13 protein-coding genes, 1 tRNA gene and 1 pseudogene are annotated in these 18,313 nt (G+C 62.3%); 4 read left to right on the top strand and 11 right to left on the bottom strand.

Going from position 1 to position 18,313, the window contains the following annotated elements; all coding sequences use genetic code 11:
- Positions 1-36: 36 nt before the first annotated feature.
- The 4 genes from pqqF to ACF8RA_RS15795 all read right to left on the bottom strand — a co-directional run bounded on the left by pqqF (position 37) and on the right by ACF8RA_RS15795 (position 5,726).
- Entirely contained in the window at positions 37-2,319 is a 2,283-nt protein-coding gene (gene pqqF, locus ACF8RA_RS15810) for a pyrroloquinoline quinone biosynthesis protein PqqF (protein WP_392519342.1), read from the bottom strand.
- A gap of 141 nt (positions 2,320-2,460) precedes the next feature.
- Positions 2,461-3,255, bottom strand: a complete 795-nt coding sequence (locus ACF8RA_RS15805; protein ID WP_176683518.1) for a carbon-nitrogen hydrolase family protein — start codon at positions 3,253-3,255, stop codon at positions 2,461-2,463.
- A 14-nt stretch (positions 3,256-3,269) separates the two neighbouring features.
- Positions 3,270-4,952 (bottom strand): NAD(P)/FAD-dependent oxidoreductase, encoded by a 1,683-nt coding sequence (locus ACF8RA_RS15800; RefSeq protein ID WP_209968540.1) that lies wholly within the window; start codon positions 4,950-4,952, stop codon positions 3,270-3,272.
- A 312-nt stretch (positions 4,953-5,264) separates the two neighbouring features.
- Complete coding sequence (locus tag ACF8RA_RS15795; RefSeq protein ID WP_003255583.1) at positions 5,265-5,726, bottom strand: Lrp/AsnC family transcriptional regulator; 462 nt, start codon at positions 5,724-5,726, stop codon at positions 5,265-5,267.
- Between the two features lie 187 nt (positions 5,727-5,913).
- Here ACF8RA_RS15795 and ACF8RA_RS15790 point away from each other — a divergent pair, with 187 nt between their 5' ends.
- Positions 5,914-6,468, top strand: a complete 555-nt coding sequence (locus ACF8RA_RS15790; protein ID WP_392487828.1) for a serine acetyltransferase — start codon at positions 5,914-5,916, stop codon at positions 6,466-6,468.
- Positions 6,469-6,861: 393 nt separating this feature from the next.
- On the opposite strand, the pseudogene ACF8RA_RS15785 reads toward ACF8RA_RS15790, so the two are convergent.
- From ACF8RA_RS15785 to rpsU, 6 genes and pseudogenes are all read right to left on the bottom strand, one after another.
- Positions 6,862-6,981, bottom strand: a pseudogene (locus tag ACF8RA_RS15785) (site-specific integrase); the annotation flags it as partial.
- A gap of 48 nt (positions 6,982-7,029) precedes the next feature.
- Positions 7,030-7,106, bottom strand: a tRNA-Ile gene (locus ACF8RA_RS15780).
- A 16-nt stretch (positions 7,107-7,122) separates the two neighbouring features.
- The gene (locus ACF8RA_RS15775; RefSeq protein WP_392461893.1) at positions 7,123-10,866 is read right to left on the bottom strand and encodes an EAL domain-containing protein; all 3,744 of its coding nucleotides are present in this window, start codon (positions 10,864-10,866) and stop codon (positions 7,123-7,125) included.
- 127 nt (positions 10,867-10,993) lie between these two features.
- Positions 10,994-12,844: an RNA polymerase sigma factor RpoD gene (gene rpoD / locus ACF8RA_RS15770; RefSeq protein ID WP_176683511.1), complete on the bottom strand. Its 1,851-nt coding sequence runs from the start codon at positions 12,842-12,844 to the stop codon at positions 10,994-10,996.
- A 67-nt stretch (positions 12,845-12,911) separates the two neighbouring features.
- Positions 12,912-14,894: a DNA primase gene (gene dnaG, locus ACF8RA_RS15765; RefSeq protein ID WP_209968404.1), complete on the bottom strand. Its 1,983-nt coding sequence runs from the start codon at positions 14,892-14,894 to the stop codon at positions 12,912-12,914.
- Positions 14,895-15,196: 302 nt separating this feature from the next.
- Positions 15,197-15,412: a 30S ribosomal protein S21 gene (rpsU, locus tag ACF8RA_RS15760; protein ID WP_003255575.1), complete on the bottom strand. Its 216-nt coding sequence runs from the start codon at positions 15,410-15,412 to the stop codon at positions 15,197-15,199.
- Positions 15,413-15,616: 204 nt separating this feature from the next.
- On the opposite strand from rpsU, the gene tsaD reads away from it, so the two are divergent.
- A complete protein-coding gene (tsaD, locus tag ACF8RA_RS15755) occupies positions 15,617-16,642 on the top strand; it encodes a tRNA (adenosine(37)-N6)-threonylcarbamoyltransferase complex transferase subunit TsaD (protein ID WP_176683509.1) in 1,026 nt (341 codons plus the stop codon).
- 17 nt (positions 16,643-16,659) lie between these two features.
- Here tsaD and plsY read toward each other — a convergent pair whose 3' ends face one another.
- Positions 16,660-17,229: a glycerol-3-phosphate 1-O-acyltransferase PlsY gene (plsY, locus tag ACF8RA_RS15750; RefSeq protein WP_014589441.1), complete on the bottom strand. Its 570-nt coding sequence runs from the start codon at positions 17,227-17,229 to the stop codon at positions 16,660-16,662.
- A gap of 74 nt (positions 17,230-17,303) precedes the next feature.
- Between plsY and folB the strand changes: the two genes are divergently transcribed.
- Positions 17,304-17,660, top strand: a complete 357-nt coding sequence (folB, locus tag ACF8RA_RS15745) for a dihydroneopterin aldolase (protein ID WP_176683508.1) — start codon at positions 17,304-17,306, stop codon at positions 17,658-17,660.
- Entirely contained in the window at positions 17,651-18,160 is a 510-nt protein-coding gene (gene folK / locus ACF8RA_RS15740; RefSeq protein WP_209968398.1) for a 2-amino-4-hydroxy-6-hydroxymethyldihydropteridine diphosphokinase, read from the top strand. The genes folB and folK overlap by 10 nt, the downstream gene beginning before the upstream one ends.
- The last annotated feature ends 153 nt before the right edge of the window (positions 18,161-18,313 follow it).

Raw genomic sequence — 18,313 nt, 5'->3', positions numbered from 1 at the left:
TTGCAGTTCGCGTAATAATCATCGATTTTCGCCCTGTCAGGAAGTGTCTGGCGCGGCAGCGTTGGCCAAGCATAGCCAAGCGGAACCTGTGTCGAGCAGGTTGCTCAGCAGGTGGTCCAGATCCGTCTGCCGCGTAGTCAGAATAGACCTGCGCAGCACATCCAGCCTATTGGGTTGTGTGGCCAAGTATGTCTGCCACGCCCATTCGGCGACATCGGCGTTGGCCATGGCGGGCTCGTCGAATTGCCCAGCCAATGCCTGGCGAGCGGCCGGGTCAAGGGTGACGCCATGGCGCAGCAGGTCGAGCAGGTGGCCGAGCACCTGTGCCTGGCCGGTGTGGGGGGACTGCACGCCGAACAGCAGCCCACCGACCCCCTCGACCTGACGAAAGGCGCTGAACACCGCATAACCGAGTTGCAATTCCACCCGCAGGCGTTGGTAAACCGGCCCTTGCAGCAACTGGGCTAACAGACGGCCTGCGGCTTCTTTGGCCGCAGGCAACGGGTAGAACAGCAGCAGGGCATGTTCGCTGCCTGGCACTTGGGCGTGCTGCCAGCGGTGGTTTGCCCATGTTGGCAGGGGGCCAGGCCGCGAGCCTTGCCCAGGGCACTGCTGCAGCGCAGTGCCCAAGGCGTTTAGCGCGGTATCCTCGAAGCCTGCAGCCATGCCATGCCACTCGGTGTGCAGCCACAGGCTGTCGAGTTGCCGCTGGTTCAGCGTGTCGGCGGGCACCGCTGCGGGCAGGCTACCCCGTACCGCGTCTGGCAGTTGCTTGAGCAGGGCCCTGATGGGGATCAGGACCGGGGGCTGCGCCGTGCAGGGCAGCCAGCAACTGGCAGGTGGCTTGAGCATCAAGGCCAATGCTTGTTCCACTGCGCGCAGCACTGCTGCTGGCAGGCCGGCGCAGCGCAACTGCCAGTATTCTCCGGCGCTGCTGTACTGCAGTTGCACGGAGGCGCGGTCACAACGTTCCTGCAGTGGTGCCAGGGCCTGTTCCAGCACACGCTGCAAGGGCTGGCGCAAAGGTGAAGGTACATGCCAGCGCAGGTACAGCGCAGCGTATTGGCGCGTGGGCGGGAGCTGGTCACTGATCTTCAGCGCTGCCGGCAGCGGCTGCGCCTTGGCATGGGGCAGGTCTGCCATCAGCAATGGGTCGACTGGCAAGTGCTGCCAATTGCCATGGTCGCTACCTGGCAGGCTTTCCAGCAGGGCGCCAAGCGCCTGCAACCCTTGGGTATTCAGCTTGGCGAACGGCTGGCCTGTGCTGTCCCGGCGGGCCAGCTCGAGCGCGCTGGCACTGTGCGCACGGCTGCGCTGCAGCAAGCCGAATTGGTGGTTCAACTGTTCGCGGTCGGCCTGGCGGATGAACCTGAACCAACCTTGCAGCAGGGCGCAGGTTTCGTCCGGGCAAGCGTCGGTACTTAGCTTCAGGTCAAGGTGCCACAGCAGCTGACCGGCAAACGCGTACAGCTTTTCGGCCGTGAAGCTTTGTAGCCAGCCACGCTCGCGAAGCGCGCCCAGCCAGGTACCTGGGCGGCTGTCCTCCAGGTAAGCGAACAGCAGTTCCAAGGCTTGCTCGGCGCCGCTGGGGAGGCCTTGGTGAGTGAAGGTCAGGGAGCTAGCGATTGCTGGCAGTGGCGGCGGCGGCATTTGCGGCCCGCGCTCACCTGCGGCGAACAGTTCGGCATGCTGCCGGGCAAGGCGTTCAAGTTCATCCAGCGGCTGCGGCCCGCAAAGGCTCAAGCAGATCTGGCCGCCTTGGTAGAAGCGCTGATGAAAGCCCGCAAGCGCTTGCTGGAAGGCCGCATCGTGCAAGGCCAGGGTGTATCGATTGCCAGCATGAAAAGCGCCCAGTGGATGCTTGGCTGACACTGACTGCAGCAGGGCGAACTGTTGTTGGGCCGATGGATTGCGCGACCAGGCGATGAATTCGGCGTGGATCACTTCGCGTTCACGGCGTTGGCGTTCGATGCCCAGATCCGGTTCTGCCAGCATTTGGCACAGGCGCTCGAGACCGCCGCCTAGCGCGTTGGGTGGCACCTCGAAGAAAAAGTCGGTGGCGCGTTCACGGGTGCTGGCGTTGACCTGTCCGCCCAGGGCTTGTACGTAGCGCATCAGGCCGTCTTCCAGCGGGAAGCGCGGGGTACCGAGGAAGAACAGGTGTTCGAGGAAGTGCGCCAGACCGGGCCATTTGGCAGGTGCGTCGTGGCTACCCGCATGCACCCGCAGTGCGGCGGCCGAGCGTTTGAGGCGCGGGGCGTGGCGCAGGGTCAACTGCAAGCCGTTGACGAGGGTGAGTTGGCGAGTGGCGTCAGGCATGGGGGCTCCGGTGGCGGCTTTCCATGCTAACCGATTTGTTTGCAGGCTCGGCCTATTCGCGGGGTATGGCGCCGGTATGAAAGGCAGCGCAGATCCCGTGGGAGCGGGCGTGCCCGCGAATGGGCCGCATAGCGGCCCCTGTCAGCCTTTACGCAGGTGCAGTTCCTGGCGCAAGTCGATCAGGTAGGGAAACGCCATGCGCCCCTGCACCACCCGTTCATGTTCCAGCTCTGCCAACAACTGGCACTCATCCCGCCCAGCCATGGCCAGTAAACTGCCATCCGGGCCGATGATGCTGCTCTGCCCGCAATACTGGATCTCGTCTTCCGCGCCGCAGTAGTTGGCATATACCAGGTAGCACTGGTTTTCCTGCGCCCGTGCCCTCACGGTCACCTGGCAGGTAAAGTCGTACGGCGTCATGTTCGCCGTCGGCACCAGGATCAGCTCGGCGCCATCCAGCGCCAGGCGCCGGGCGTTCTCCGGGAACTCGATGTCGTAGCAGATCAGCAGGCCAACCTTCCAGCCTTCCAGTTCCACTACCGGGAAGTGGTCGGCGCCTGGGCTGAACATTGAGCGGTCCAGTTCACCGAACAGGTGGGTCTTGCGGTAATTGCTCAGGCTGCGGCCATGCGCATCGATCAACTGCACGCTGTTGTAGATCGCCCCGTCATCGCCGCGCTCCGGGTAGCCATAGACAATGGCGATGCGATGCGCCTGGGCGATTTCCACCACGGTCATGGCTGCCGGGCCATCGGCGGCCTCGGCCAGGCGCTCGACCTGGGCCAGGCCGATGTTGTAGCCGGTCAGGAACATCTCCGGGCAGACCAGCAACCGGGCGCCTTGTGCGGCCGCCAGCTGCGCCTGGTGGCGCAGCCGTTGCAGGTTGCCGGGCACGTCCAGTGGCTTGGGTGCACCTTGGTACAGAGCGATGCGCATGGTGCCTCCTTGTCTCAATCCGCCAGGGCGATCGGGCCGATTTCGTTGAACACATCGCCTGGGCCTGGGTTGTCGGGGTGGGTGTGGCCACCCAAGTGGTTCATGATACCCCACACCGCATTCAGCGACGTCTGCACCGCGCCTTCAACCCAGGCGGGGGTCCATGACACGTCGTCCCCGGCAATGAAGATACCGCGCTGCTCCGCTGGCATGTCCTGCTGCATGAAGTGCGCGTACATGCGCTGGTTGTAGCGGTAATGGCCGGGAAGCGCGCCTTTGAAGGCGCCGAGGAAGTACGGGTCGGCCTCCCAGGAAACCGTGATCGGGTCGCCGATGATATGGCCGGCGATATCGGTCTTCGGGTAGATCTTCTTCAGCGCATCCAAGGCCAGTTGCACGCGCTTTTCCACCGGGTGCGGCAGCATCTTCAGTGCGTCGCTCATCCACGAGTACGACAGGCAGATCACCCCGGGCTTGTCGTTGCCGTTGTCGAACAGGTAAGTGCCGCGGGTGAGTCGATCGGTGAGGGTCATGCTCAGCAAGTCACGGCCGGTTTCCGGGTCCTTGTCCTTCCAGAACGGGCGGTCGACCATGACGAAGGTTTTCGACGACTGCATGTAGCGGGTACGGTCCAGGGCCATCCACATCTTTTGCGAGAACAGCGATTCCTCGCAGTCGATCTGGGTGGTCAGCAACCAGGTCTGGCAGGTGGCGAGTACTGCGCTGTAGTGGCGGGTATCGCCCCAGTTGTCGGTGACCGCCAGGCGGCCATCGGCGGCGCGGGCAATGCGCTTGACCCCGGTACGTGGTGCGCCGCCATGCAGCGTGCTCAGGCTGGTGCCCTCTGGCCAATGCACGCAGCGTTCCGGTACGTGGCGCCAGATGCCCTGTGGCACTTGTTCCACGCCCCCGACCACCAGGTGCTGGTGGTCGTCGCAGTTGGTCATCACCACGCGGAAGATTTCCAGCATCGAGTTGGGGAAGTCCGAGTCCCAACCGCCGGTGCCGAAACCGACCTGGCCGAACACTTCTCGGTGCTGGAAGCTCAGCTTGGCAAAAGAGCGCGAGGTGGCGACGAAGTCGTAGAAGGTGCGGTCGTCCCACAGCGGCACCAGCTTGTTCCAGAGTTCCTTCAGGCGCGGTACATCACGGTCGCGGATGGCCTGCTGGATATCGGCGAACTGCGCACCGCTCTCCAGCGCATCGGCCCAGGCGTCGGCGACCTCATGAAACAGTTGCGGCAGGTCGGTGGGCTTCTCGGCGTAGTAGGTCTGGCCTTCCAGGTCGATCACTGTGCTGCCCGAAGCCGGGGTCAGCGGGTTGGGGAAGGGTTTGGTTTCCAGGCCCAGCTTGTCGACGTAGTGGTAGAAGGCGGTGGACGACACCGGGAAGCGCATGCCACCCAGCTCGGCAACGATCCCGTCAGTGCCATTGAAGGCTTGCGAGCGCAGCCGGCCGCCCAGCCTGGACGCCTCGTACACCACCGGCTTGAGGCCCAGCTTCATCAGCTCGTAGGCCGCTACCAGGCCGGCGATACCGGCACCGACAATGGCCACCTCTTCCCCATGGCGCTCAGCCGGAATGCTGCCCAGGCCTGCCGGGTGTTCCAGCCAGTCGTCGAAAGCAAAAGGGAAGTCCGGGCCGAAAATGGTGATTGGCTTCTTGCCGTCGGCGGGGTGGCGGTTCTTCTTGTTCATGAAATGACCTTGCCAGAGAGGCTGCGCGAGGAGCGGAGCCTGAGTATAGGAGATGCCTGGCTGTCATTTTAGGGAGTGGGGTGTTCGTAATTAAGGTGCAGAGTGTTGTCTGAATGTAGTTAGTTTCGTCGTAATGATTAAGCTCATGTTCATTAAGACGAAGCAGCCGGTCGAGGTAATTCAAAAACCGCCCTGGCCCTTTGTAGGAGCGGGTTTACCCGCGAATGCGTCGGTAGATTCTCTGCCCCATTCGCGGGTAAACACGCTCCTACAACCGGCCTCATCGATAACCCCACCCGAGCGCCAGTCCGTTCAAAGCGGCTGTCCACGGTCCACCTTGCTGCTGAGAATGATCGACGTGGTGGTTTTCTCCACCCCGTCGACACTGCCAATCTGGTCGAGCAACTGATCCAGCTGCTCGGGCGAGTCCGTACGCAGCCAGGCCACATAGTCGAATTCGCCGCTTACCGCACACAGCTGCTGCACCTGGCCCATGGCACTCAGGCGCCGCACCACGTCCTTGCCGGAACGCGGCTGTACCTTGATCCCGACATACGCCTGCAACCCGCCGCCTATCACACTCTGGCCCAGGCGTACGCCATAGCCGGAGATAACCTTGTTTTTCTCCAGCCGCTCCAGGCGCGAATTGACGGTGGTGCGGGCGATGCCCAACTGGCGGGCGAGGGTGGCGACGCTTTCGCGGGCGTTGATTTGCAGCAGGGCGATCAGCTGGCGATCGATTTCATCCAGCGTGATGGAGCGGGAATCCGACATGGCGAGTCTCTACGGTTGGCCCGCTAGCCTAGCCAGCCTGTGCCAATCAGGGCAAGGCCAGGTGCAGTCGATCACCGTTGATGGCGTCGGTTTGGCACTTTCTGTGAGAACGGCCGCGTATCTCTGAAGGCTGCGTCTTCGGCACTAATTCGGCATGATGAAGCGGTAGTCCAACGGGAACCTCAGCGTGAACCTCGACCACCTGCTCGAATGCTGGCGACTGGAAGTCGCCAACAAGAAAAGGCCCGGACGCCGTATCAGCCTACTGTTCAACGTGCTGCGCCGCGCACGCAAGGACAACAAACTACGTTTTCTCTTCGCCTATCGCCTGGCCCAGTACCTCGACGCCCGCGGCGGCCTGGCCCGGCGCCACGCCAGGCGCATGCAGCAGCGGCTCAACCTAAAGTACGCCATAGACATCGACATCTGCGCCCAGATCGCCCCCGGCCTGCGCATCGCGCACCTGCCTGGGGTGGTGATTACCCGGTACGTCAGCATCGGGCGCAATTTCTTCGTCCGGCAGAACTGCTCGATCGGCATCAAGACCCTGGGGCTGGATGAGTACGCCCTGCGCATTGGCGACAACGTCAGCATGGGCGCCAACAGTTGCATCGTTGCTGATCGTATCGACATTGGCGATGACGTGGTGATTGGCGCGATGTCGTTGGTTACGCGGGACATTCCGCCTGGCATTACCTTCTACAACCCGCGACAGGTCGAGATGCGTCCGGGAGGGGGTTAACCAACAGCGGTACATTTGTGGACGTTGGCAGAGGGGGTGGTGGAGCAGACTGGGAGGGTTCTTATGGGTTTGCCCATAGTAGATGGCCTCGCCCGATGGACTGGATCGTGCAGTGGTGCGGCCTTCTTCGTTTATCCCCAGGCGCCGCGCCAGTGATGAGCGCACCGAACGAATACGCAAAGACTTGAGGCAGTTGGCTCTGTAGCCAGCTTCTTGGCGTCCGTTGTCACGGGGCAGGCCCAGGTTCATTCATAGGCTTGCTCATCTGTGAGCCGATTAGCGAGCATATTCGGCTCATTTTGTGAGCTGATTATGGCGGCTATTCGGCTCATTGTCTGATCCTCAAGCTAGGGTGTTTGGCTTGAAGTATCGATAGGGCGCCTTTCCGCGATTATCGGCGTGCTGGGTGATCGGCTTCTTGGTGGGGCTGATTTCGCTGAGATAGTGTCTCAGCGCCACTTCCAAGGTCATGCGCTCGGCGCCGCTGCGCTGGATGTACACCCCCCTGACCATTTATTTCTTGCGGGCATGAAAAAGCCGCGCAGTGCGCGGCTTCTAAGCTGGTGGGCCCACACGGACTCGAACCGTGGACCAAAGGATTATGAGTCCTCTGCTCTAACCAACTGAGCTATAGGCCCTCAGTAAGTGGGCGGATTATAACGAGGGTTTCGCACCTGTGCCATCTGAAAGATCCGATAGTGCTATGCGAAGAAACGCGGCTGCGAATTCCTCTGGTGGTAGCGGGAGGCTGACGATGTAGCCCTGGATCTGCTCGCAGCCCTCGGCCGCCAGAAAACGCTGCTGGGCCTGGTTTTCCACGCCTTCGGCAATGATGGTCAACTGCATGCTGCGGCCCAAGGCAATGATCGCCCGGGCGATGGCGGCGTCGTGTGGGTCGTCGGGCAGGCCGCGGATGAACGACTTGTCGATCTTGAGGATGTCCAGCGGCAGGCGCTTCAGGTAGCTCAGCGACGAATAGCCGGTGCCAAAGTCGTCGATGGCCAGCTGTACGCCGAGTTTCTTCAACTGGTACAGCACGGCCAGGGCCTCTTCTGCCTGGCTCATGATGAAGTTTTCGGTGATTTCCAACTGCAGGTCACCGGCCTTCAACTGATGGTGCTTGAGCAGTTGTTCGATGCGCCGTGCCAGGTGTGGGTGGCGCAGCTGGGCGCCGGCAAGGTTGATCGACAGCGGGCCGAAGGGTTCATAGTGCTGCTTCCAGGCCTGCATCTGCCGGCAGGCTTGCTCCAGTACCCAGTCGCCGAGCTGCAGGATGGTGCCGTTCTCTTCCGCCAGGTGGATGAAGTGTTCCGGCGGTACCTCACCAAAGGTCGGGTGGCTCCAGCGGATCAGCGCTTCAGCACCCACCAGGCTCTGGGTTTTAAGGCTGAGCTTGGGCTGGAAGCACAGGCTCATTTCGTTGCGTTCGACGGCCCGGCGCAGTTCATGCTCCAGGGCGATGCGCTCGCTGGCCTGGGCGGTGAGGTCGCGGGTGTAGGCTTCGACGCGGTTACGGCCTTTGGCCTTGGAGCGGTACATGGCGGCGTCGGCGTTGCGGATCAGTGTGGAGACGTCGGTGCCATCCTGTGGGTAAAGACTGATGCCGATGCTGGCGCTGGTGAAAAACTCGTGCTCGCCGGCCTGGAACGGTGCGTTGAAGCAGGCCAGTAGCTTGTTGGCGATAGTGCTGGCGTCACTGGGCTTGTGCAGGCCGGGCAGCAGAATAATGAATTCGTCGCCACCCAGGCGGGCTACGGTGTCAACGTCGCGTACCTGCTCTTTCAAGCGCTGGGCGATGCCCTTGAGCAGCAGGTCACCGACCGGGTGGCCAAGGCTGTCGTTGATGTGCTTGAAGCGGTCGAGGTCCAGGAACAGCACTGCGCCTTGGCGGTTGGAGACTTGCGCGCAGGTGAGTACGCCCTGCAGCCGGTTTTCGAACAGGGTGCGATTGGGCAGGCCGGTCAGCGGGTCGTGGTGGGCCTGATAGTCGAGTTTGGCCTGGGCGTGCTTGATGCTGGAGATGTCTGCAAAAACCGCCACGAAGTGGGTGATCTCGCGGTCGCTGTTGCGCACGGCACTGATGGTCAGCCAGCTTGGGTAAAGTTCGCCGTTCTTGCGCTTGTTGTAGATTTCGCCCTGCCAGTGGCCCTCGTCGGTAAGCTGGTGCCACATGGCCAGATAGAAAGCGCTGTCGTGCTGGCCAGAGGCGAGCAGGCGCGGGGTCTGGCCGAGGGCTTCGATCTCGCTGTAGCCGGTGATTTCACTGAAGGCGCGGTTGACGGCACTGATGCGCTGGTCAATGTCGGTGATCAACACGCCTTCGGCAGTGTTCTCGAACACGGTGGCGGCCAGTTGCAGCTTTTCTTGCATCAGGTGACGCTCGGTGATGTCGCGGGCGATGGTCAGCATGCAGTCGACGCCGGTAATCGGCAGGGGGCGGGCGGACAGCTCGCAAAGGCGGATCTGCCCGTCGCTGCGACGGATATGGCAGGTGAAGTCGCGCACGAAGCCGTCGCGGTTGAGCTGGTCGACCAGGCGTTTGCGCTCGTTGAGGTCGACCCAGATGCCCAGGTCCAGCGAGGTCTGGTCGATGGTTGGGTTGAGGGCGTAGCCGGTGAGGCGGCAGAAGCCCTCGTTCACCTCCAGCAGCAACCCGTCGCTCTGGCGCGACAGCAGCAGGCCGTCGGGCGAGGCGTGGAAGGCCTTTGCGAACTTTTCTTCTGAAGTTTGCAGCTGCTGCTGGGTCTCCTTCAGCTGGCTGATGTCGCGTACTGCCACAACCAGCGCGGGCGTGCCGTCCAGTTCGAAGGTTTCGGCCGAAGTCAGGCCGGTGAACAGTTGGCCGTTGCTGCGGCGGAAGCTCATTTCCAGGTTGCGGATACCACCTTGGTGCAATCTTTCAAGCAGGAGCGGGCCACTGCCTTCTATGCCCCAAAGGTCAAGGTCGGTGGCGGTGCGGCCAATGACCTGGTCTGGCGGCAGGCCGATCTGCTCTTCAAACGCCTCGTTTACCTCCAGCAGGCAGCCATCGCTGTGGCGGGCGATCAGCAAGATATCGGGGCACTGCTGGAATACCGAGGCGAACTTCTGTTCGGACAGGCGCAGGGCGTCCTCAGTGCGCTTGGTTTCGCTGATGTCGATCATCAGCCCGCGCATCACGGGCTGGTGGCCGTGTTCGATCATGCTGACGATGTTGCGTACCCAGAGGGGCTGGCCGTCAGCCCGGATCACCCGGTAGTCCAGGCTGTGGTCCCGCCCCGCTGCGGTCTCGCTGTCGCAGTAGGCCTGGGCCCAGAGCGCGTCCTCCGGGTGCAGGATGCTGCGCCAGAAACCGGGCCTGAGCCAGTCACTCAATGGGTAGCCGAGCAGGTCCTCGGCATGGGGGGAAACGTAGCTGTAGGTGAAGTCGTTGGCATCGGCTTCCCAGGCGATGGCTGACAGGCTCTCGACCAGGCCGCGATAGTGGTATTCGCTGCTGCGCAGCTCTTGCTCCAGGGCGATGCGCCGGGAAATTTCCGAGCTGAGCCGGCGGTTGATGCGAATGACCGCTGCCAGTACAGCCATCAGCAACAGCACCGCTGGCAGGCCATACACCAGCATGTCGGACCAGAACATCCGCTGGTCGACCACATTGCCTACCCAGTGCTGCTGGATCTGGCTGATTTCGCTGCTGCTCATGTCGGCCATCACTTTATCGAGAATGCCGACCAGCACGCTCTTGTCGCGGGGGACGGCCATCGCCAGCTGATAACGGTAGGGCGTTTCGCCGCTGACGTAGAGGCCTTCGAGCTTGAGTTGGCGCAGGCTCCAGATACTGGAAGCGAGGTCGCCGACCACGGCATCCACCTGGTCGGTGGCCAGGGCTTGCAGCGTGGAGCTGACGTTTGGCAGGGCAACCAGGTTGAGGTCCGGGTGGTGGGTGCGCAGCAACTCGTGCGGGGCGTAGTTTTCTACCACGGCGATTTTCAGGCCGTACAGGTCAGCCAGCTTTCGCGGTTGTGCGCCGCCTTTGTGCGCGAGGATGACAATGGGGAAGTCGAGGTATGGGCGAGTGAAGGCCAGGAAGCCCTGGCGTTCCGGGGTGGACATGATGCCGGGCAGCAGGTCGATACGGCTTTCCCGCGCCTGCGCCAGCACCTCGGTCCAGCTGCTGGGTTCGACCGGTTTGAACGTCACACCCAGGCGCTGCTGGATCATGGCGATGTAGTCGGCGGCCAATCCCTGGTAACGGCCCTCCTGGTCGCGAAACTCGAACGGTGGCCAAGAGGCGTCTACGCCCAGGTTGAGCTGCGGGTGGGCAGCCAGCCAGGTTTTCTCCTCATCTGTCAGGGTCAGGGCGCCGGCCGTTGTGTTCCACAGAATCAGGATCAGCAACAGAATGGCCGGCTTCAGGGACATGGCAGCCTCGCACTCAGGTGGTCTGAAGTCGAGTGTAGACGGGCATTGCTGCAGGCGTGCAACGGAAGGGGGGCTTTATGTGGCGGGCCACTAAAGAAAAACCCCGGCCTGGGCCGGGGTTTTGTCATCACTCGTCGAGGAAGGAGCGCAGGTGCTCGCTGCGAGTCGGGTGGCGCAGTTTGCGCAACGCCTTCGCTTCGATCTGACGGATCCGCTCACGCGTTACGTCAAACTGCTTGCCCACCTCTTCGAGGGTGTGGTCGGTGTTCATGTCGATACCGAAACGCATGCGCAGCACCTTGGCTTCGCGTGCAGTCAGGCCCGAGAGCACGTCACGGGTGGCTTCCTTGAGGCTTTCGACCGTGGCTACATCGATCGGGGACTGCATGGTGGAGTCCTCGATGAAGTCGCCCAGGTGCGAATCTTCGTCGTCACCGATCGGGGTTTCCATGGAGATCGGCTCTTTGGCGATCTTCAGTACCTTGCGGATCTTGTCCTCAGGCATTTCCATGCGCTCGCCCAGCTCTTCCGGCGTCGGTTCACGACCCATTTCCTGCAGCATCTGGCGGGAAATACGGTTGAGCTTGTTGATCGTCTCGATCATGTGCACCGGAATCCGGATGGTGCGTGCCTGGTCGGCGATCGAACGGGTGATCGCCTGACGGATCCACCAGGTGGCATAGGTCGAGAACTTGTAGCCGCGACGGTATTCGAACTTGTCCACCGCTTTCATCAAGCCGATGTTGCCTTCCTGGATCAGGTCGAGGAACTGCAGGCCACGGTTGGTGTACTTCTTGGCGATGGAAATCACCAGACGCAGGTTCGCCTCGACCATTTCTTTCTTGGCGCGGCGGGCCTTGGCTTCACCGATCGACATGCGACGGTTGATTTCCTTGATCTCGGCAACGGTCAGGCCGGTTTCGGTCTCAAGGTCGATCAGCTTCTGCTGGCAAGCGACGATGGCAGCGTTCTTTTCACCCAGGGCGGCTGCCCACTTGGTGTTACGCTTGGCCAGGTCACCGCTCCAGGTCTGGTCGGTTTCGTTGCTCGGGAACATGCGCAGGAAGTCGGCTCGCGGCATGCGGGCGTCACGTACGCACAGCTGCATGATGGCGCGTTCTTGCTGTCGCAGACGGCTCAGGGCGTCACGTACACGCTCGACCAGTACCTCGAACTGCTTCGGTACCAGCTTGATCGGCATGAACAGGTCAGCCAGGGCCTGCAGGGCCTCGATGCTTTCCTTGTGGTTACGACCATTTTTCTTCAGGACCTTGGAGGTTACCTGAAGCTGATCGGATACCGCACCGAAGCGCTGGGCCGCGACGACCGGATCCGGGCCGCTCTCGGCCTCTTCCTCGTCGTCACCGCTTTCGGACTCTTCTTCGTCGTCGTCGGACTCTTCCTTCGCCGCAGCGGCCTTGGCGCCAGGGATCGGCACTTCTTCGGTTGGCGCGGCAATGTTGTCGTCAGGGTCGATGTAACCGCTGAGAACGTCCGACAGGCGGCCACCCTCGGTAGTGACGCGGTCATATTCGCCGAGAATGTAGTCGACAGTGCCCGGGAAGTGAGCGATAGCGCCCATGACTTCACGAATGCCTTCCTCGATACGCTTGGCGATTTCGATCTCGCCTTCGCGGGTCAGCAGCTCGACAGTACCCATTTCGCGCATGTACATGCGCACCGGGTCGGTCGTGCGGCCGATATCGGTTTCAACTGCCGCCAACGCAGCAGCGGCTTCTTCGGCCGCGGCTTCATCGGTGTCGGCTTCCGCCAACAGAAGGGCATCCGCATCCGGAGCACTCTCGAATACGTTGATCCCCATGTCGTTGATCATGCGGATGATGTCTTCCACCTGTTCCGGATCTGAAATATCCTCAGGCAGGTGGTCGTTGACCTCCGCGTAAGTCAGGTAGCCCTGCTCACGACCGCGGGTGATCAACTCTTTGATACGAGACTGCTGTTGCGCTTTTCCGGACATAACACCCTATCCACTGAAGGTCTTGGCGGGCAAAAAACAAGCCGAGGATTATACCCGAGCATGGGCCTCACGCGCCAGATGAGGTCGGCGTTTGTGCGGGAACATTTCGGCTCAGCAGGGCGAGGAGCTGGGTTTTTTCCTCGCTGGTCAATTCGCTTTGACGTGATTTCCTGAGCAATTGTTCCAGGCTGCGCTCGCGTTGGCGGGCGGACAAGCTAGTTATGGTGTCGAAAAACTGTTGTTCAAGGTTGTCGGCCACGATAAGCCATTCCTTTTCCGCCAGGGCCCGCAGCAGGCGGCCCTGTTCGGTGCCATGCCAGCGTGCGATCAACTGCATTGAGCTTAGCCCAGGATTTTTCTGCGCGGCTTCGATCAGTGCAACCAGCAGTTGGCTGTACAGGTGTTCTTCGTCGGCGAAGTGGCTGGCATCCTCCACCTTGCCGGCCAGCAGCGGATGGTGCAGCAGGGTTCGCAGGGCGGCCAGGGTGGGCGGCTCGACCGGTGCTGGCACGCGGGGAGGTGCTTCGTCGCGTTGTTGCCAGGGCTTGCCGCCCTTGCGGTTCTTGTCCCAGGGCTTGTCGCTCCACGGCTTCTTGCTGCCACCCTTGTTGGGTTTCCATGCCTGCTCCTGATGAACGGGGGCAAAGTCGTGCTGCGGCATGTCGCCGTAGTCGGGGGTGTAGCTGGCCATGGCATCGTAGTCGTAGCCAGGGTCGTAGTCCGGCACGCTGCTGCCCGTCGGGGCGTGTTGCGCCAACTGCTCGACCTGCTGCGGGTCGAGGCCGGTGATTTCCCTCAGGCGGTTGCGCATTAGCTGGCGCAGGTTGGCGCCGGGGATTTTTTCGATCAGCGGTGCGGCCAAGGTCGCCATATGCGCCTTGCCTTCCAGTGAGCGCGGGTCGGCTTCGACGCCAAGTTGCTCGAAGAAGTAGTCGGCCAGCGGTTGGGCGTGCTGGTTGATGCGGGCCATGAAGGCGTCGGTACCTTCGGCGCGCACCAGGCTGTCCGGGTCTTCGCCTTCGGGCAGGAACAGGAAGCGCGCGCGACGGCCGTCCTGCAGGTTCGACAATGTCGATTCCAGTGCGCGCCAGGCGGCCTTGCGCCCGGCCTGGTCGCCGTCAAAACAGAACAGCACGCTGGGCACCACGCGGAACAGGCGCTTCAGGTGCTCTTCGCTGGTGGCGGTGCCAAGGGTGGCCACGGCATTGCGCAGGCCTTGCTGGGCCAGGGCAATGACGTCCATGTAGCCCTCGACGACGATGATCTCGTCGAGGTTGCGGTTGTGCTTGCGTGCCTCGTACAGCCCGTACAGCTCCTGCCCCTTGTGGAACACCGGGGTTTCCGGGGAGTTCAGGTACTTGGGCTTGTCGTCGCCGAGCACCCGGCCACCGAAGGCGATGATGCGCCCGCGGCTGTCACGTATCGGGAACATCACCCGGTCGCGGAAGCGGTCGTAGCGCTTGCCGCTCTCGGCGTTTTCGATCAGCAGGCCGGCATCGATCATCACCTTCTGCTGCAAGGTGTCGGCACCCAGGTGCTTGAGCAGGTTGTCCCAGCCGGGCGGGGCAAAGCCCAGGCCGAAGTCGCGGGCAATTTCCCCGGACAGGCCGCGGCCCTTGAGGTAGTCCACCGCTGCCTTGCGGGACGGGTGGCTGCGCAGGGCCTGGCGGTAGAACTCCGAGGCGGCGTCCAGTAGCGGATACAGTGGCGAGTCCGTCGGCTGGCGCGGCTTCTGGTCGCGGCGGCCTTGCTCGCGGGGCACTTCCATGCCCGCGGCGCGGGCCAGTTCCTCGACGGCCTGGGGGAAGTCCAGGTTGTCGTGGTCCATGACAAAGCCCAAGGCGTTGCCACCGGCGCCACAACCGAAGCAGTAGTAGAACTGCTTGTCGGGGCTGACCGTGAAGGACGGGGTTTTTTCTTTGTGGAACGGGCAGCAGGCGGAGTAGTTCTTGCCGGTTTTTTTCAGCTGGACGCGCGAACTCACCACGTCGACGATGTCGAGGCGGTTGATCAGGTCGTCAATGAAACTCTGGGGAATCAGCCCGGCCATGGCAGTCTCGTTATCTGGCAACTGGCAAGTCTAATCGCTCACGCGCCGAAGGGGGCGAGTGCTGCTTGGGGAAGTGCGAGGGAATGTGCTCGTCGCCAGCCCCTAAGGGCTCGTCAGTCGGACGTGCACGTCTGGTCATACAGCAAGGAGGACCAGCTCTGACGTTTCAGGCAGGTTGCCCATGATGCAGTTCGCATGAAGCTTGTGCAGGGCCTTGAGCTAGCTGCTCAAGTTTGAAGCGACCACTGCCATCGCCCGGGGGTTAGCCGGGCAGGGCAGAAGCTTTGCGTTGAACGCCTGTATTAGTACAGACGAACGGCGCGGCGCTGTTCGCGCTGAACTTTCTTGGCGTGACGCTTAACAGCAGCAGCTGCTTTGCGCTTACGCTCTGCGGTCGGCTTCTCGTAAAACTCGCGGCTACGAACTTCAGCCAGTACACCGGCTTTTTCGCAGGAGCGCTTGAAACGACGCAGAGCTACGTCGAAGGGTTCGTTCTCTTTAACTTTGACGGCTGGCATCCAGGGCTACCTTAATTCATTACCGGGGTAGACGTGCTCCTGGCAAAACAAAGGTGTGCTGGAGAACGTCGGTTTTCAAGGGTTGCGGATGTTAACCCTTAGCAAGCCGGAATGCAAAGCCTCTGATCGAAAACCGCTGGTCGGCACCCGACACGGGGACTATCATGCGCGGCTTCGAATTCAGCCCCCACAAGGGACGAGCCCATGCTAGTACTGGGATTGGAAACATCCTGCGACGAAACTGGTGTCGCATTATACGACAGTGAACGCGGTTTGTTGGCCGACGCACTGTTCAGCCAGATCGACCTGCACCGCGCCTTCGGTGGCGTGGTGCCTGAGCTTGCCTCGCGTGATCACGTCAAGCGCATGCTGCCGCTCATCCGCCAGGTGCTGGACGAGGCAGGTTGCGTTGCCACCGAAATCGACGCTATCGCCTACACCGCGGGCCCCGGCCTGGTCGGCGCCTTGCTGGTGGGCGCATCCTGCGCCCAGGCGCTGGCCTTTGCCTGGGACATCCCGGCGATCGGTGTGCATCACATGGAGGGCCACCTGCTGGCGCCCATGCTGGAAGAAAACCCGCCGGAGTTTCCGTTCGTCGCTTTGTTGGTTTCCGGTGGCCATACCCAGCTGGTTCGGGTCGATGGCATCGGTCAATACGAACTGTTGGGCGAGAGCCTGGACGATGCTGCCGGTGAAGCGTTCGACAAGACCGCCAAGCTGATCGGCCTCAATTATCCCGGTGGTCCGGAAATCGCGCGTCTGGCCGAACAAGGTGTGGCCGGGCGCTTCGTGTTCCCACGGCCAATGACCGATCGGCCAGGCCTGGAATTCAGCTTCAGTGGCCTCAAGACCTTCGCCCTGAACACCTGGCAGCAATGCAAGAATGCTGGCGACGACAGTGAGCAAACCCGTTGCGACCTGTCTCTGGCATTCCAGCAGGCGGTGGTGGAGACTTTGACCATCAAGTGCAAGCGGGCGCTCAAGCAGACCGGCCTAAAGCGCCTGGTCATCGCGGGTGGCGTGAGTGCCAACAAGGCCCTGCGCGCGTCCCTGGAGGACATGCTCGGTGGCATCAAGGGCAACGTGTACTACGCGCGCCCGCAATTCTGTACCGACAATGGTGCGATGATCGCCTATGCCGGTTGCCAGCGCCTGTTGGCCGGGCAGCAGCAAGACCTGGGGATCAGCGTGCAGGCACGCTGGCCGATGGAGCAGTTGCCGCCGCTGTAAGGTAGGGCGTCGAAGGTTCAGAAGTGGCGTTCGCGCCCTGCAAACAAGTCGCGCAGGTTGTTGCGGTGGCGCCACACGATCATCACTGTCAGTACGCTGATCGGTAGCAGGGCCTCCGGCTCGCGCCAGGCCAGCAACGGCAAGGTGAGTGGCGTGGCAATCAGTGCCGCCAGTGAGCTGGTGCGCGTGAGGTAGAAGGTCAGCAGCCAGGCGCCGATGGCCAGCAGCGCTGCCGGGAAATACAGGCCCATGAGCATGCCGGCTGCTGTCGCCACGCCCTTGCCGCCCTTGAAACGGAAGTACAGGGGGAACAGATGGCCCAGCACCGCGCATATGCCCACCCAGGCCTGCGCGTGCAGGTCCAGCCCGGCAGCGCGGGCGAGCAATACCGGCAAAAGGCCCTTGCACAGGTCGCCTAGCAGGGTCAGGATCGCCAGTTTACGGCCTGCCAGGCGTAGCATGTTGGTGGCGCCGGCATTGCCTGAACCGCTGGAACGCGGGTCCGGGCTGCCCGAGAGGCGGCTGAGAACAATGGCGAAGGACAGCGAGCCGAGCAGGTAGGCGAGCAACGCCAGTAACCAAAACATGCTAACTATTCCGGGCGAGGACGCCCTGATTCTAACGGCGCCAGTCGCCCTTGTCGTGCTGTGGAGAGAAGTGCTTGGACAGAGTGTTCATCGAAGGCCTGGAAGTCGATACCGTCATCGGTGCCTATGACTGGGAGCGGGATATTCGCCAGTGCTTGCGCCTGGACCTGAGCTTTGCCTGGGACAACCGCCCGGCCGCCGCCGGAGACGACCTGAACCTGGCGCTGGACTATGCCAGTGTGTCGGCGCGCATCCAGGCGTTTGCCGAACAGGCCCGTTTCGAGCTGGTTGAGACATTTGCCGAGCGCCTGGTGGCAACCCTGATGGACGAGTTCCACATCCCCTGGGTGCGGTTGAAGCTGACCAAGCCGGGCGCGGTGCCGGCGGCCCTTGGTGGTGTAGGCGTGGAGATCGAGCGCGGATGTCTCTGAGCACGGTTTACCTGGGACTGGGCAGCAACATCGACCGTGAGGCGCATTTGTGCGCCGGGCTCGATGCGTTGGCTGGCATCCTGACTGACATGCGCTGTTCGCCGGCCTTCGAAAGCCAGGCGGTGGGCATCAAGAGCGGGCCGTTCATCAACTTCGTGGTGACCGGGCAAACCGCGTTGCCGTTGATCGAGCTGGACCGCCGGCTGAAGTTCATCGAGGCCGACAATGGCCGCTATGCACCGGACCGCAAGGGGTTGCCGCTGGATATCGACGTGCTGATGTATGGCGATTTGCACGGTACCTTCGATGGGCTGGTGCTGCCCCGGGCCGAGATCCTGAAGAATGCCTTTGTGCTGTGGCCACTGTCGTTGCTGGCACCCGACCTGGTGCATCCGGGGGTGGGCAAGCGCATGGCGCAGCTGTGGCAGGAAGCGCAGATCGATCAGGTACTGGCCCCGGTCGCCTTTGAGTGGCGCGGGTTGCAGTTGACGCCCGCTTGAGCCTGTATCGGCCTCTTCGCGGGTGAACCCGCCCCTACAACGGCCTGTGCCCAACCCTAGATGTGTGCCCCCTGTAGGAGCGGGTTTACCCGCGAATACGGTGGTGGCTGCGACGGTGAACGGCGGTTGGAAATTGGCCAGCAGGCCCGGCCC

It is taken from the genome of Pseudomonas sp. FYR_5 (assembly GCF_043106315.1).
GTDB lineage: Bacteria > Pseudomonadota > Gammaproteobacteria > Pseudomonadales > Pseudomonadaceae > Aquipseudomonas > Aquipseudomonas putida_Y.
Note: the sequence above shows the minus strand (reverse complement) of the source record. Positions and strands in the feature narration are given on the sequence as shown.

Bases quoted from the DNA above. Each gene is read 5' to 3' on its own strand.
- pqqF (WP_392519342.1), bottom strand. From the start codon at position 2,319: ATGCCTGACGCCACTCGCCAACTCACCCTCGTCAACGGCTTGCAGTTG.
- ACF8RA_RS15805 (WP_176683518.1), bottom strand. From the start codon at position 3,255: ATGCGCATCGCTCTGTACCAAGGTGCACCCAAGCCACTGGACGTGCCC.
- ACF8RA_RS15800 (WP_209968540.1), bottom strand. From the start codon at position 4,952: ATGAACAAGAAGAACCGCCACCCCGCCGACGGCAAGAAGCCAATCACC.
- ACF8RA_RS15795 (WP_003255583.1), bottom strand. From the start codon at position 5,726: ATGTCGGATTCCCGCTCCATCACGCTGGATGAAATCGATCGCCAGCTG.
- ACF8RA_RS15775 (WP_392461893.1), bottom strand. From the start codon at position 10,866: ATGTCCCTGAAGCCGGCCATTCTGTTGCTGATCCTGATTCTGTGGAAC.
- rpoD (WP_176683511.1), bottom strand. From the start codon at position 12,844: ATGTCCGGAAAAGCGCAACAGCAGTCTCGTATCAAAGAGTTGATCACC.
- dnaG (WP_209968404.1), bottom strand. From the start codon at position 14,894: ATGGCCGGGCTGATTCCCCAGAGTTTCATTGACGACCTGATCAACCGC.
- rpsU (WP_003255575.1), bottom strand. From the start codon at position 15,412: ATGCCAGCCGTCAAAGTTAAAGAGAACGAACCCTTCGACGTAGCTCTG.
- tsaD (WP_176683509.1), top strand. From the start codon at position 15,617: ATGCTAGTACTGGGATTGGAAACATCCTGCGACGAAACTGGTGTCGCA.
- plsY (WP_014589441.1), bottom strand. From the start codon at position 17,229: ATGTTTTGGTTACTGGCGTTGCTCGCCTACCTGCTCGGCTCGCTGTCC.
- folK (WP_209968398.1), top strand. From the start codon at position 17,651: ATGTCTCTGAGCACGGTTTACCTGGGACTGGGCAGCAACATCGACCGT.